Raw genomic sequence first — 15,431 nt, forward strand, 5'->3', positions numbered from 1 at the left:
GTGAATAATTATCAGGGTAAAAAAATTGTTATTATTGGGTTGGGAGTAACTGGTCTTTCTTGTATTTATTTTTTTATCTCACGCGGCGTTCTTCCGCGTGTGATAGATACGCGTATTACACCACCAAATTTACTCAATATCCCAAAAAATATTCACTATTGGTTTGGAAGCATAAATACTGACTGGTTATTAGACTCTGAGCTAATTATTAGTAGTCCAGGCATAAATCTTAGACATCCTTCATTAATTGCTGCAGCAAAAGCCGGAATTGAAATTATTGGTGATATCGAGCTTTTTTGCCGAGAAACAAAGACCCCAATTATTGCGATTACTGGTTCTAATGGAAAAAGCACCGTCACTTGTTTAGTGAGTAAGATAGCAAGAAATAGGGGATGGAAGGTTGGCACAGGTGGTAATATTGGATTACCTGCTTTAATGTTATTAAAAAAACCTGCACAACTTTATGTGTTAGAACTCTCTAGTTTTCAACTTGAAACCACTACAAGTTTACGAGCCACTGCTGCTACTATACTTAATATTACTGAAGACCACATGGAGCGTTACCCATTAGGTATAGAAGAGTATCGTTCTGCTAAATTACGTATATATAATAATGCTCAAATATGTATAGTGAATTCTGATGATGCGCTTACTATGCCGAAACAGTTAAAAAATAAAAACTATCGTAGTGTAGGTGTATATACCGGTGATTACCATTTAAAAAAACAGAAAAACGGTACTTGGTTACAAGCACAGGGAAAACTCCTACTTAATACTGATCAGCTTAAACTTTTTGGTCAACATAATTATATTAATGCGCTTACTGCACTCGCGCTAGCCGATGCTGTTAATTTACCAAGAAAACACAGTAAACATGTATTAATAAGCTTTAGTGGCTTAGCGCATCGTTTTCAGCTAGTTCATGAGCACAATGGAGTACGTTGGATTAATGACTCTAAAGCAACGAATGTTGCTAGTACGATCGCCGCTCTAGGGGGATTACGTCGAACCGGAGTCTTATGGCTCCTGTTAGGAGGAGACGGAAAATCAGCTAACTTTACACCGCTAACTTTCCATCTTCATACAACTAATACTCGTGTTTACTGCTTTGGTCGTGATCGCGAGGAGCTAGCAAAATTAAATCCGGATATAACAGTAAAAACTCAGACTATGAATGAAGCAATAATTCAGATCGCTAAGAAAGTCAAGAATGGTGATGTAGTCCTACTTTCTCCAGCCTGCTCTAGCTTGGACCAATTTAAAAACTTTGAACACCGCGGTTTAGTATTTACTAAACTCGCACAACGAACAAGTAAATGCATATTATAAAGATACGATCTCTAATCAAGAATATTAAATTATTAATAGACCGGATGATATACCAAAACACAAACGTGACACACGATACACTTTTATATGATAGAACGCTGTTATGGTTAGTTTTTAGTTTAGTGACGATAGGATTTGTAATGGTGACATCATCATCAATGGCTATTGGGAACCACCTATCAGGTGATCCTTTCTTTTTTGTCAAGCGTGATGCGATCTACTTATTATTAGCGTTCACAGTAGCTTATATTACATTAAGAATTCCTATGAGCGTATGGCAACGATACAGTAATATTATACTACTAATTACAATTATTCTATTATTTCTTGTATTAGTCTTAGGTAGTTCAGCAAATGGAGCGTCCAGATGGATTATCATAGGCCCCATTGGTATACAACCAGCAGAAGTTTCTAAATTATCCCTTTTCTGTTACCTTTCAAACTATTTAGTACGTAAAATTCATGAAGTACGTAATAACTTCTGGGGTTTCTGGAAACCTATGAGCATATTACTCATACTAGCTACACTGTTGCTTGCCCAACCAGATTTAGGAACTATAGTAATCATGTTTGTTATTACGTTAGCAATGCTATTCATTAGTGGTGCAAAAATATGGCATTTTCTTCTAATTATAGGACCTAGTATTGTTACAGTTATTATTCTTATTTTAGAAAAACCCTATCGAATACGACGTGTTAGTTCTGTCTGGAACCCATGGATGGATCCATTTGGAAGTGGATATCAACTTACACAATCTCTTATGGCATTCGGTCGAGGTCATATATGGGGACAAGGACTAGGAAACTCAGTACAAAAATTAGAGTATTTACCAGCAGCACACACTGATTTTATTTTTTCAATTATAGGAGAAGAACTAGGTTATATCGGTGTACTGATAGTATTATTCATGATATTTTTTATCTCTTTTCGTGCAGTAAAAATTGGTCAAAGTGCACTAAAACTTAATCAGCAATTTTCAGGGTTTTTAGCATGTTCTATTGGTGTATGGTTTGGCTTTCAAACACTAATTAACGTCGGAGCAGCAATAGGAATCTTGCCAACAAAAGGGTTAACATTGCCACTCATTAGCTATGGAGGATCCAGTTTGATAATTATGTCAACATCCATAGCATTTTTATTGCGCATCGATCATGAAACACGTATAGCAAAATCTCAAGTATTTATACGGAGGTCATAAATGAATCAAAAAAAACTCTTGGTTATTGCTGGTGGAACTGGCGGCCATATATTCCCTGGTCTGGCTGTTGCAAGCTATCTAAAAAAACTAAATTGGCAAATCTATTGGCTTGGTGCTAATGGGAAAATGGAAGAACATTTAGTCCAAAAACACGGAATTAATATTGATTATATTCAAATTAGCGGTCTACGTGGTAAAGGTATAAAAACCTTATTATCAGCACCATTAAATGTTATAAAAGCCTGGAGTCAAGCATGCGCAATTATAAAACGATGGCAACCAGATGTAGCATTAGGAATGGGTGGATATGTAACTGGCCCAGGAGGGCTAGCAGCCTGGAGCTGTAATGTGCCTTTAGTATTACATGAACAAAACAGTATCGCTGGTTTAACCAATAAATGGCTGGCAAAATTACCAGTAAAGTTATACAGGCGTTCCCAGGAACTTGGAATTATGCAGAAGTAGTAGGAAACCCAGTGCGCATAGATATTATCTCGTTACCCAAGCCTTCTGTTCGTTTTGTAGGACGAAAAGGGGCAATCCGTGTCTTAGTAATAGGTGGAAGTCAGGGTGCACAGATTTTAAATCAAACTATCCCTCAAGTAGCTTATAAACTTGGTCATAAAATATCTCTATGGCATCAAGTTGGAGAAGGGAAATTACGTGCTGTAAAAAATGATTATATGAAGATTAATCAAACTCATTACCGACTTTCAGAATTTATTGACAATATAGCTAATGCTTATGCTTGGGCCGATATAGTGATCTGTCGATCTGGTGCGATGACAGTCAGCGAGCTAGCGGCTGTAGGACTACCAGCTATTTTTGTACCGTTCCAACATAAAGATCGCCAACAATATTGGAATGCTTTATCAGTGACTAAAACAGGAGGCGCCGTAATGTATGAAGAATCTCACTTCACCGCTGATATTATAGCAGAACAGCTTTCTAAATGGGATCGTCCAAAATTATTAGAAATGGCTGAGAAAGTACACACTATGGCAGTGTTCGATTCAACAGAACGTGTTGCAAAAATCGTAAGCGATATAGTGCGCTAAAATATTATAACTACATATCTTTCGGTCTTCATAATCATAGTCAAATACTAACAGGCCCCAATGAACACGCGACAACCAGTAAAATTAGTTTATAATACACCTAAAATGGGGAGAATAAAACATATCCATTTTATCGGTATTGGTGGTTCTGGTATGGGTGGTATTGCTGAAGTATTAGCTCATCAAGGCTATAAAATCAGTGGATCAGAGTTAGTGCCAAATATAGTGACCAAACGTCTTAGAGGCTTAGGTGTAACTATCTATTTTAACCACTGCCAAGAAAATATAATTAACTCTAATGTAGTAGTTGCATCTACTGCTATCCCTCAGAATAACCCAGAGATATGTGCAGCGCATCAAGCAGGCATTCCAGTTATAAACCGTGCTATGATGTTAGCAGAGCTAATGCGTTTCCGATATAGCATTGCCGTTGCTGGAACTCACGGAAAAACAACTACTACTACAATGATATCAGATATATATATAGAAGGTGGTATGGATCCAACTTTTATAAACGGCGGTCTTGTTAAATCAACTGGAAGTCATGCACGTTTAGGAAAAAGTCAATATATAATTGTCGAAGCAGATGAAAGCGATGCATCTTTTTTATATTTAAAACCTATCATGGCAATTATTACCAATATTGAAGCTGAACACATGGATACATATCAAAATGACTTCGAAAATCTCAAGCAAATTTTTATTAATTTTTTACATAATATTCCATTTTATGGAAGAGCTATATTATGTCTTGATAACCCGGTCATTCGTGATTTACTACCTAGAATCCATCGTCCAATTACTACCTATGGTTTTAGTAAAGATGCAGATGTACGTATTCAAAACTATACACATTGCGGTCAACAAGGACATTTTACTGTCGCTCGTCAAGGAATGCCGCTCATGCATGTTGTCTTGAATACACCTGGATATCACAATGCACTAAATGCAGCGGCAGCAATTACAGTCGCTACTGAAGATAGTATTGATGATCAAGCCATGCTTAATGTATTACGAAGTTTTCAGGGAACTGCTCGTCGCTTTGAATTTCTCGGCGAATCCTTTTTAAAAAAGGAAAGTGGTAAAAACGATACTATAATATTAATTCATGATTACGGTCATCATCCAACAGAAATTGACGTGACCATTCAAACCATACGAAATAATTGGCCAGAAAAAAATCTTATAATGATTTTTCAACCGCATCGTTATACTCGCACTCGTGATTTCTATATTGAATTTGTGCAAGTTCTTTCACAAGTAGATTCTCTTATAATGTTAGATATAGATCCTGCTGGTGAACCTCCAATTAGCGGAATTGACAGTCGATCTTTATGTTGTGCAATTCGTGAATGTCATAAAGTAAATCCAATTTTCACTTCTGATTACCAGATCGTTCTGGAGAAACTCTTATCACAATTAACTGGAAATGATTTAATTTTAGTTCAGGGCGCTGGTAATATAGAGGTGTTTGCCTATACTCTAGCTAAACTAAAATTATACCTATAAATAAATATAAGAAAATCTGATGACTGAAAAAATAGCAGTATTATTAGGTGGAACTTCCTCAGAACGTAGAATCTCCCTTTTATCAGGAACTGCAGTTCTGCAAGGACTGAAGGATTCCGGGATCAATGCTTACCCTATAGATATACGTGATGTTCCATTAATGACATTAAAAAAAGAAGGTTTTATTAAAGTCTTTATTGCGTTGCATGGACGAGGAGGAGAAGATGGAATGATACAGGGAGTATTAGAATATCTAAGACTGCCTTATACAGGAAGTGGAATAATGGCTTCATCTATCGCCATGGATAAGTTACGAAGTAAATATCTTTGGCAAGGATGCGGTCTGTCCGTTCCTCCTTTTGTTTTATTAACCCCAGACCAAGTGAATAATAAACTTGACAAAGAAATAATAGTTAAAATTGATAAGCTTGGTTTTCCCCTTTTCGTTAAACCTAACCATGAAGGATCTAGTGTTGGAAGCTCCCGTGTTAACAATAAATCAGAGTTAAAAAAAGCTTTAGTAAAGGCTTTTTGTTACGATAACAAAGTACTAGTTGAAAGATTTCTTATCGGTGTAGAATATACCGTCGGTATAATCGGTCAAGATCCACTTCCCTCAATACGAATTGAATCAAATAGAGAGTATTATGATTATCATTCAAAATACATGTCAAATAAAACACAGTACCTGTGTCCTTCAGGTTTAAGCGTGAAAAAAGAAACTGAATTGCATTCATTAAGTATCACAGCATGGAATGCAATAGGATGCACTGGATCAGGACGCGTAGATATCATTATGGATAATAAGGGAAAGTTTTACCTACTAGAGATTAACTCATCTCCAGGTATGACAGAACATAGCTTGCTTCCTCTTGCAGCAAGAAAAGCAGGAATAAATTTTCCGTCTCTGGTAACTCGTATTCTAGCCCTAGCAAATTAACACACCATTCTTAATGGTAAATTATATTTTGACTGATCATTAAGATCTTTTGATATAATTTATCTTATATCTAGTAAATCTTTTAAATTTCTATTTTATGCTGACATAACAGATTTTACTTTAAAAGATCACTTTCTTTATTAGTTATACATTAATAGTAATTAACTACCACTAATTCAACTATCAAATATATCCTTCTATTTAACGAAGAGCATTTTATCTAAAAAATACTAGATAATCAATTTTATCTAATAAAAACTAAGAATCCATCTAAACATTAATGCCTTGCGTATAACAATAAATAGTAAATAAATAAAAACATCTATCTAGTTGAATATATTCATATTTTTCGATAAAATATAATAAGTTATACTTATAATTTTATGTTAATAAAAAGAGAATAATCCAGTACATAATATGTATAGCGAATACATGATAATTATAAATGATATATTCTTATTAAGAGTAGTAGAAAAAATTATTTATCAAACATAAACGTTCCACTATCTGTATGGTAGTAACATTCAAATATTTATAAGCGTAAATCAGACCTAGGATTTCTTACTAGATCAGTATATTTATTTAGCAAACCACGTATCATCAACATGTTCTAAAACACAAGAACCTTGTTAAGCTATTCCCATGTCCTATAATGAATACACGAGACGAGAAAGGAATATAATATTTATCAGTATTCTAATACAACTACTCTATCACAGAATTAGATTTAAAAATAATTCCCTGAATTAGGCTGCTAACAATGATCAAACATAATAAAGAAAATATAGGTTAATTAACATGATTAAGTCAATAGATAGAAAACTGTTAGTTGGTCTTGAGATAGGCACTGTAAAAATTTCTGTCTTAGTAGGGGAAGTTCTTCCTGATGGAATGATTAATATTATTGGAGTAGGGGAATGCCCGTCTCATGGCATGGAAAAAGGTAGTGTAAAAGACCTTGAATCAGTGGTCAAGTGCACTCAAATAGCAATAGAACAAGCAGAGCGTATAGCAGAATGCCATATCTCTTCAGTATACCTTGCTTTATCAGGAAAACATATTGGATGTCAAAATGAAATAGGAATGGTACCAATCTGTAATGAAGAGGTGATCCAGGATGATATAGATAATGTAGTGCATACAGCTACATCTGTTCATGTACCTGATGAACATCGGATCCTACATGTTATTCCGCAAGAATATGCAATTGATTACCAGGAAGGCATCAAAAACCCCATTGGCTTATTTGGTGTACGAATGCAAGCGCAAGTACATCTAATAACCTGTCACAATGATATGGCAAAAAATATTGTGAAAGTAGTAGAACGCTGTGGATTAAAGGTGGATCAATTAGTTTTTTCTGGTCTAGCATCTAGTTATGCAGTATTAACTGAAGATGAACGAGAATTAGGTGTCTGCATAGTAGATATTGGAGGAGGTACTATGGATATAGCTATATATACTAAAGGCGCATTACGTCATAGCAAAGTAATCCCTTATGCAGGAAACGTCGTAACAAACGACATAGCTTATATCTTTGGCACTCCTCAAGCGACTGCGGAAACACTAAAAATACAAAAAGGATGTGTTCTTGGACCTACTTTCAGTAAAGATGACACTATTGAAATTGCAACTCATAACGGGCGCCCCTCCCGGAATGTACCACGTCAAACATTAGCAGAAGTTATTGAACCGCGTTATACCGAACTCCTATATCTTGTAAACAATGAGATGCTGAAATTTACTAAAGGATTAGGAAAGGAGGGCGTAAAAGATGATCTAGCAGCAGGTGTTGTTCTAACCGGCGGAGCAGCGAAAATATCAGGACTAGAGGTCTGTGCTCAACGAACATTACAAACTCAAGTTCGTATTGGGTATCCAAAAAATATTACAGGACTTATGGAATCTGCAAAAGAAACAAGTTATTCCACAACAGTCGGCTTGCTCCATTATGGAAAATTATCACATTGGAATAATAGAGACGATGAGGAAAAAAGAACTTCAGTGAAAAATTGGTTCCGTAAAATCCATAAATGGATAAAACAAGAATTTTAATTTTATTTAATTGATGAGATCACTCTCTCTATGTTTGGCTCTCTCTAAAAAGAGAGAATATAATGGGAAGATATTATGTTTGAACCATTAGAATTAACTAATGACGCAATCATTAAAGTGATTGGTATTGGCGGCGGCGGCAGTAATGCTGTAGAACATATGATCCGTGAACGTATTGAAGGCGTTGAATTTTTTGCAGTAAACACCGATGCTCAGGCTCTACGTAAAACCACAGTGAGTCAAACCATTCAAATTGGAAATAGTATTACTAAAGGTCTAGGAGCAGGAGCTAATCCAGAAGTTGGTCGTAATTCAGCAGAAGAAGATCGTGAAGGACTTCGTCAGGCATTAGAGGGAGCAGATATGGTCTTTATTGCTGCCGGAATGGGCGGGGGAACGGGAACTGGTGCAGCCCCAGTAGTTGCTGAGGTAGCAAAAGATCATGGTATCTTAACTGTCGCGATAGTAACAAGACCATTTAATTTTGAAGGGAAAAAACGAATGTCATTCGCCGAACAAGGTATCTCTGACCTCTCTAAACATGTTGATTCCCTCATCACTATTCCTAATGATAAACTGTTAAAAGTATTAGGTCGTGGTATATCTCTGCTCGATGCATTTAGTGCAGCTAATGATGTATTAAAGGGAGCTGTTCAAGGGATTGCAGAACTGATTACTCGACCTGGTTTGATAAATGTTGATTTTGCTGATGTCCGTACTGTTATGTCCGAAATGGGATATGCAATGATGGGTTCAGGCATATCATGTAGTGAAAATCGAGCGGAAGAAGCAGCTGCAATGGCAATATCTAGTCCTTTATTGGAAGATATCGATCTATCTGGTGCACGCGGCGTTCTAGTAAACATTACTGCTGGTTTTGATCTTCGTTTAGATGAGTTTGAGACTGTAGGAAATACAATTCGAGCATTTTCTGCAGATAACGCTACAGTTGTAATCGGTACTTCACTAGATCCAGAAATGAACAATGAACTGCGTGTGACAGTAGTGGCTACAGGTATTGGAATGAGTAAATGCGCTGATATAACTTTATCCACAAATAAACATACTATGCAGCCACTCATAAATCATCACTATCAGCGACACATCTCATCCAGTTTACCATTAGAACAGCAGTCTTCTACACAAAAAATAGGTGGCCTAAACTCTACATCACATACAGAACTGGACTATCTCGACATTCCAGCCTTCTTAAGAAAATAGATAAACCAAGAGTACTGAAAGCATAGGTTACATTAGTATATATCTTGAGATCTATTCTTTGTTTGTGATATATCCTGAAAGTCATATTCCTATTTTCCGAGAAAATAATATGATTAAACAACGGACCTTACAACGCATTGTTCAGACGACTGGAGTCGGCTTGCATACCGGCAAAAAAGTTACACTGACTCTTCGTTGTGCTTTAGCGAACACTGGGGTTATCTATCGTCGTACTGATTTAACTCCCCCAGTTGATTTTCAAGCTAATGCAAAATCCGTACGTAATACTATATTATGTACATGTTTGGTCAATGAACATGGTATTCAAATTTCAACAGTGGAGCATTTAAATGCAGCGCTATCCGGTTTAGGCATTGATAATATTTTAGTAGAGGTAAATGCACCTGAAATTCCTATTATGGATGGTAGTGCAGCACCTTTTATTTATTTATTGATGGATGCAGGAATTACAGAATTGAGCAGCGCAAAGAAATTTGTGCGTATCATCCAACCAGTTCGAGTAGAAGAAGGTGAAAAATGGGCAGAATTCTCTCCTTATCATGGCTTTTCTCTCGATTTTACAATTGATTTTAATCATCCAGCTATTAATTCTAGCACACAACGTTATTGTATAGACTTCTCTACAGAATCCTTTACGTGTCAAATTAGCCGTGCACGTACCTTTGGTTTCATGAGAGATATTAAAACTCTTCAATATCGTGGACTATGTCTTGGTGGTAGTTTTGACTGTGCTATAATAGTCGATGACTATCGAGTCTTAAATAAAGACGGTCTACGATTTGAAGATGAATTTGTGCGTCATAAAATACTAGATGCTATTGGAGATCTTTATATGTGCGGCCATAATATTATTGGTGCCTTTACTGCCTATAAGTCTGGACACGCTTTGAATAATAAACTTCTACGAGCAGTCTTAGCCCACAGAGAATCTTGGGAATGGGCAACATTTGAAGATGAAAGCGCATTGCCAATGACTTTTAGATCTTCGAACCTTCTGCTAGAATAAGCTCAATATATTAATTAGATGTAATTAAGTGCATACTTTCTTCGCTAGAAAGAGAAGCCAATCTTTCTAAAGTTTTTTTTAATTTTTCTGGGCTTTGTTGCGCAATACTCCGTAAAATATTGGCACTTTCTATACTCAGATGTCTTGCCTTTAGCTTCTTTTTCTCTAAATCGCAATGGCTATTATATTTTATAGTTATTTCATGAGATTCAGATGCTATTGATGGATTGATCCTGATTTGAATTGCGATTAATAATGGCAACACCTCCTTTCGAAGTCTGAATAAAATATTAGATTCCTCATAACGCAAGGACATTAAAGCGTTAGCGTTAGCTATTTCGATGACTAGAACACCATTCCTTAAGTTAGCAACACGGCAGAAAGACTGTAAATGTTCCGGTAAAACCTCCTGAACGGATGTTGTCAGTTTATTGATCTCAAGTGCACGCTGCTGTATATATTGTAATATGCTCTTTTTTTCAAACTGATCAAAAAAATTCTTAACTAACTGCGGTCCTCTATCACGCATAAATAAACTCCGATATATCAGTGACTGATATCTAAAATTCTTAATAAAAATTAAATCAATATTATTTATTCGGAATTGTACTATTAGTAGATTAATATCTCATATGTTATTTTATAAAAGATTTTTTATTACAACATCGTAGCACCTTACAAGTATCTTTGATATAAAATTAGTATTAATAAATAGCGGCGATAATGCTAGTAAGTTAACTAAATTGACTGATTCTATCGTTAGAAAATAGAACGAATATACTACTCCTAGACAGTTAAGCTCTAATCCTTATAAAACAATTCAGTATATTAAACTAAGTCATTACTCATTCTAATTACATTATAGGTCTATGAATGATGAGTATTTCTAGCATTCGAGCTGGTCCTAATTCAAGTAATCAATCATAAATATTTATCTATGACAATAATAGGATTCAATGTTTTTCTTTAAAAGCACTCTTGAGAAATTATCAATTATGTTAATACACTTATTAACCAAATTTTTTGGTAGTAGTAATGATCGCACCCTTCGTCGTATGAAAAAAATGGTAGACTTAATTAATCATCTAGAACTAAATTTTATAAAATTAACTGATAAAGAATTAGAGAAAAAAACAACTATATTTCGTTTACGATTAAAAAATGGTGAACAACTGGACAATCTAATTCCAGAAGCGTTTGCTACTGTTCGAGAAGCTAGTAAGCGTGTTTTAAACATGCGTCACTTTGATGTACAAATTCTAGGAGGCATAGTTTTAAATAATCGTTGTATTGCAGAAATGAGAACTGGTGAAGGTAAAACATTAACAGCTACATTACCTGCCTATCTTAATGCATTATCAGAAAAAGGAGTTCATATTGTTACCGTTAACGATTATTTAGCTCAACGAGATGCAGAACAAAACCGACCATTATTTGAATTTCTTGGTTTAAGCGTTGGTAGCAATCTACCGGGCATGCCTGCTGCAGATAAGCGCAAAGCATATAATGCTGATATTACCTATGGAACTAATAATGAATATGGATTCGATTATCTGAGGGATAATATGGTCTTTAACCCAGATGATCGAGTACAGCGTACCTTGCATTATGCGATTGTTGACGAAGTTGATTCTATTCTTATTGACGAAGCTCGTACTCCACTCATTATTTCTGGTCCAACTGAAGATCATTCAGAACTATATATTAAAATTAATAACATTATTCCTAAGTTAATTCGCCAAGAAAAAGAAGATTCCGAAAGGTTTCAAGGAACAGGGCATTTTTCAGTAGATGAAAAAACTAGACAAGTATATCTTACTGAGAGAGGACTTATTACTCTAGAAAATCTAATGGTTGAAGAAAATATTTTAGAAAAAGGAGAGTCACTTTACTCACAAAGTAATATTATAATTATGCATCATGTAACTGCTGCACTACGTGCTCACGCCTTATTTACTTGTGACATTGACTATATTATCAAAAATGGTGAAATTGTTATTGTCGATGAACATACTGGTCGGACTATGCAAGGACGCCGCTGGTCAGATGGCTTACACCAAGCGATAGAAGCTAAAGAAGGTGTATCTATTCAAAATGAAAACCAAACTTTAGCCTCTATTACCTTTCAAAATTACTTTCGTTTGTATAAAAAACTATCTGGTATGACAGGTACTGCAGATACTGAAGCATTTGAATTTCGATCTATTTACAATCTAGATACAATTGTCATACCCACTAATAAACCTATGATAAGAAAAGATTTACCTGACTTAGTTTATATAACTGAATCAGAGAAGATTAATGCAATTATTGAAGATATTCGTCAACGAACTTTAAATGGACAGCCTGTGTTAGTTGGAACGATTTCAATTGAAAAATCTGAAATAGTATCCCTTGCACTCAATAAAGCCGGTATTCAACACACAGTCCTTAATGCTAAATTTCATGCCCATGAAGCTGAAATTATTTCGCAGGCTGGTCAACCTGGCTCAGTTACAATCGCTACAAACATGGCAGGCCGTGGTACAGATATAGTACTTGGTGGAAAATGGAATGATAAGATACCTGTCTTATCAGAAGCTACCGAGAAACAAATTTCCGAAAGTAAAGCCGTATGGAGAGCTCGCCACAATACTGTACTAGCGTCAGGAGGACTACATATTATTGGCACTGAACGTCACGAATCGCGTCGTATTGATAATCAACTACGTGGCCGTTCTGGTCGACAAGGAGATGAGGGGTCTTCTCGTTTCTACCTATCAATGGAAGACTCATTAATGCGGATCTTCGCCTCAGAACGCGTTACTCAAATGATGAGAAAGCTAGGCATGGGTACTGGAGAATCCATTCAACATCCTTGGGTTACTAAGGCAATCGCTAATGCACAGCGGAAGGTCGAAAGCCGTAACTTTGATATACGTAAGCAACTTCTAGAGTATGATGATGTAGCTAATGATCAAAGACGTGTAATTTACTTGCAACGTAATAAACTTTTGGATACCTCTGATATCTCCGACATTATTATCAACATGCAAGAAGAAGTCTACACTACTATTCTTTATCAATATATTCCACCACAATCTGAAGAAGACATATGGGATACTTCTGGTTTAGAAAAAAAACTTACAAATGACTTCAACCTCACTATTAATATCAATGACTGGTTGGAGACAGACAATAATCTAGATATCGAGATTTTAAGAAAAAAAATAATTCACAAAGCTAAAAGACACTATTCTTGTACAGAAGAACACCTTGGTCCAACAATTTTGCGAAACTACGAAAAAAACCTCATGTTAACAACTTTAGATTCCTTATGGAAAGACCACCTTTCTGCAATAGAATATTTACGACAAGGAATCCACCTGCGTGGTTACGCCCAAAAAGATCCAAAACAAGAATATAAACGAGAATCTTTTGCCATGTTTTCTGCAATGTTAGAATCACTAAACTATGAAGTAGTAAGTCATCTTAGTAGGATCAATCAAATATCTCTTCTAAAAGAATTAACAAATAGGAACGAAGGATTTCTCTACCAAGAAATGAGCAGCACAAAAAAAGAAAAAAATAAAACACAAATATTAGATCATATTTCTCAAAATAAACAAGACCTAGCTATTACTTCAGTTAGTTATCAAGTAGGACGAAATCATCCCTGCCCTTGTGGATCAGGAAAAAGGTATAAACAATGCCACGGTCATCTTATATAAAATGCTTAGCTTGAAACTACCACTAAAATAATTACTAGTTCTTTTATAAAAATTTAACAAAACAATAAATAACAGATCAACTATTATTATCTTTGTGTTTTTCTCTCACAAGAAAACAAAAATATTGATAGCTATATTAAAATTATGACTATAAGTGAATTCTACTAATAATTGAAAAATAAAAGAAACTTAAAAATATATAGAAGGTAATACTGTTTTAAGTTTCTTTAAAAATAGGAAAAGCGATCTACTGAGTAGACATAGTACGTACTACTCGGTAGATAAATTTAAACGAATGTATGCTTCCTAATTTTTAGAATCATATATATGCAAGACTATAAAAAAGAAAGATATATATTAACTATGTATGATTATATTTCTCTTATTGAAGATATTGATTAAAAATAAACAAACAGGAACCACTAAAAACAGATCTTCTTATAGAAGATCTAATTAATTTATTATAAGACGAAGTAGAATACTCTATCTACCTATCTGTTTTCTTCATTTCATTTTAATGATGATTAAATAATTATAACTACATATTGTCATTATTGTGTACTAAATTTAGTAATCTTTATTATTTTAGTAGATATATAGCTAATTCCTATGTTTGTAAAAACAAGATTATATATATTAAGTATATACTTTAGTTCGAATAAAATAACTTACAAACTCAAAACTTAATATCGAATAAACTAACATAAGCTTAATATATATCTAATTAATTTATATAAGATCTAATCTTTTATCTTATAAATTCCTTTATAGATAATTGGAACTATCTAACACCATACATAATTTATCCTAATAATAATTTTATATATGTTTAATAACATAATTTTTATATGCTTCATATAAAAATTTATAGACCTTCCAATACGAAGGTTGTGGAATAAAATATCGAAAAAAAACAAAAACATAATTATATCATTTCTTGTAATAATCTACCATACTCTAGATAAAAACAATTTATGAAAATAGGTTATAGATGTAACTATAATCAGATCTTAAAAAACAATAATATTTTTGTCCCAAAAAAACTACGAAACCTTAACTATAACCTATCAAATAAATTATATAAAAACTAATGATTAATATCATGTATTAGTTATTATCATCATTATTATTTTATATTAAGCTAATATGCTAATAATTCACATTATTATAACTCTGTTGTGCTATGTAAAATAATTACAATATCAATCCTGAAAACTAAAAAATGATCCTCTATTAGAGCTATAATTTTCATGATTTAAAAATCTACTATTTTTTATTTTATTTGTTAACCTGAAATCGATGACTATATCCGTATTTAATCGTATAATAATAAAATATACATTAAAAAAATGAAGAAATTGATATAGGAACTCGAATAAAGAT

The 15,431-nt window shown here is 34.2% G+C and carries 9 protein-coding genes and 1 pseudogene; 9 read left to right on the top strand and 1 reads right to left on the bottom strand.

Annotated features, from left to right (window positions below; genetic code table 11):
• From murD to lpxC, 8 genes and pseudogenes are all read left to right on the top strand, one after another.
• Complete coding sequence (gene murD / locus ERCIPICE3303_RS01845; protein WP_157991304.1) at positions 1-1,329, top strand: UDP-N-acetylmuramoyl-L-alanine--D-glutamate ligase; 1,329 nt, start codon at positions 1-3, stop codon at positions 1,327-1,329.
• Positions 1,317-2,528 carry a cell division protein FtsW gene (gene ftsW / locus ERCIPICE3303_RS01850; protein WP_157991033.1) on the top strand — a complete coding sequence of 404 codons (1,212 nt, stop codon included), beginning with the start codon at positions 1,317-1,319 and terminating at the stop codon, positions 2,526-2,528. Before murD ends, ftsW begins: the two co-directional genes overlap by 13 nt.
• A pseudogene (gene murG, locus ERCIPICE3303_RS01855) lies at positions 2,529-3,586 on the top strand (undecaprenyldiphospho-muramoylpentapeptide beta-N-acetylglucosaminyltransferase).
• A 60-nt stretch (positions 3,587-3,646) separates the two neighbouring features.
• Positions 3,647-5,095 carry a UDP-N-acetylmuramate--L-alanine ligase gene (murC, locus tag ERCIPICE3303_RS01860; RefSeq protein ID WP_157991034.1) on the top strand — a complete coding sequence of 483 codons (1,449 nt, stop codon included), beginning with the start codon at positions 3,647-3,649 and terminating at the stop codon, positions 5,093-5,095.
• A 19-nt stretch (positions 5,096-5,114) separates the two neighbouring features.
• Positions 5,115-6,035, top strand: a complete 921-nt coding sequence (locus tag ERCIPICE3303_RS01865; RefSeq protein ID WP_157991035.1) for a D-alanine--D-alanine ligase — start codon at positions 5,115-5,117, stop codon at positions 6,033-6,035.
• Positions 6,036-6,833: 798 nt separating this feature from the next.
• Positions 6,834-8,090 (top strand): cell division protein FtsA, encoded by a 1,257-nt coding sequence (ftsA, locus tag ERCIPICE3303_RS01870; protein ID WP_157991036.1) that lies wholly within the window; start codon positions 6,834-6,836, stop codon positions 8,088-8,090.
• Positions 8,091-8,165: 75 nt separating this feature from the next.
• Positions 8,166-9,311: a cell division protein FtsZ gene (gene ftsZ, locus ERCIPICE3303_RS01875; RefSeq protein ID WP_157991037.1), complete on the top strand. Its 1,146-nt coding sequence runs from the start codon at positions 8,166-8,168 to the stop codon at positions 9,309-9,311.
• Positions 9,312-9,420: 109 nt separating this feature from the next.
• A complete protein-coding gene (gene lpxC, locus ERCIPICE3303_RS01880; protein WP_157991038.1) occupies positions 9,421-10,338 on the top strand; it encodes a UDP-3-O-acyl-N-acetylglucosamine deacetylase in 918 nt (305 codons plus the stop codon).
• 10 nt (positions 10,339-10,348) lie between these two features.
• Here the strand turns inward: lpxC and ERCIPICE3303_RS01885 are convergent, their stop codons facing one another.
• Positions 10,349-10,867: a DUF721 domain-containing protein gene (locus tag ERCIPICE3303_RS01885; RefSeq protein WP_157991039.1), complete on the bottom strand. Its 519-nt coding sequence runs from the start codon at positions 10,865-10,867 to the stop codon at positions 10,349-10,351.
• 466 nt (positions 10,868-11,333) lie between these two features.
• Between ERCIPICE3303_RS01885 and secA the strand changes: the two genes are divergently transcribed.
• Positions 11,334-14,048 carry a preprotein translocase subunit SecA gene (secA, locus tag ERCIPICE3303_RS01890; protein WP_157991040.1) on the top strand — a complete coding sequence of 905 codons (2,715 nt, stop codon included), beginning with the start codon at positions 11,334-11,336 and terminating at the stop codon, positions 14,046-14,048.
• The last annotated feature ends 1,383 nt before the right edge of the window (positions 14,049-15,431 follow it).

Source organism: Candidatus Erwinia haradaeae (assembly GCF_900699015.1).
Taxonomy (GTDB): domain Bacteria; phylum Pseudomonadota; class Gammaproteobacteria; order Enterobacterales; family Enterobacteriaceae; genus Erwinia_E; species Erwinia_E haradaeae_E.

Excerpts from the sequence above, each read along its gene's own strand:
- ftsZ (WP_157991037.1), top strand. The coding sequence starts at position 8,166 with ATGTTTGAACCATTAGAATTAACTAATGACGCAATCATTAAAGTGATT.
- ERCIPICE3303_RS01885 (WP_157991039.1), bottom strand. The coding sequence starts at position 10,867 with ATGCGTGATAGAGGACCGCAGTTAGTTAAGAATTTTTTTGATCAGTTT.
- ERCIPICE3303_RS01865 (WP_157991035.1), top strand. The coding sequence starts at position 5,115 with ATGACTGAAAAAATAGCAGTATTATTAGGTGGAACTTCCTCAGAACGT.
- murC (WP_157991034.1), top strand. The coding sequence starts at position 3,647 with ATGAACACGCGACAACCAGTAAAATTAGTTTATAATACACCTAAAATG.
- lpxC (WP_157991038.1), top strand. The coding sequence starts at position 9,421 with ATGATTAAACAACGGACCTTACAACGCATTGTTCAGACGACTGGAGTC.
- ftsA (WP_157991036.1), top strand. The coding sequence starts at position 6,834 with ATGATTAAGTCAATAGATAGAAAACTGTTAGTTGGTCTTGAGATAGGC.
- ftsW (WP_157991033.1), top strand. The coding sequence starts at position 1,317 with ATGCATATTATAAAGATACGATCTCTAATCAAGAATATTAAATTATTA.
- secA (WP_157991040.1), top strand. The coding sequence starts at position 11,334 with ATGTTAATACACTTATTAACCAAATTTTTTGGTAGTAGTAATGATCGC.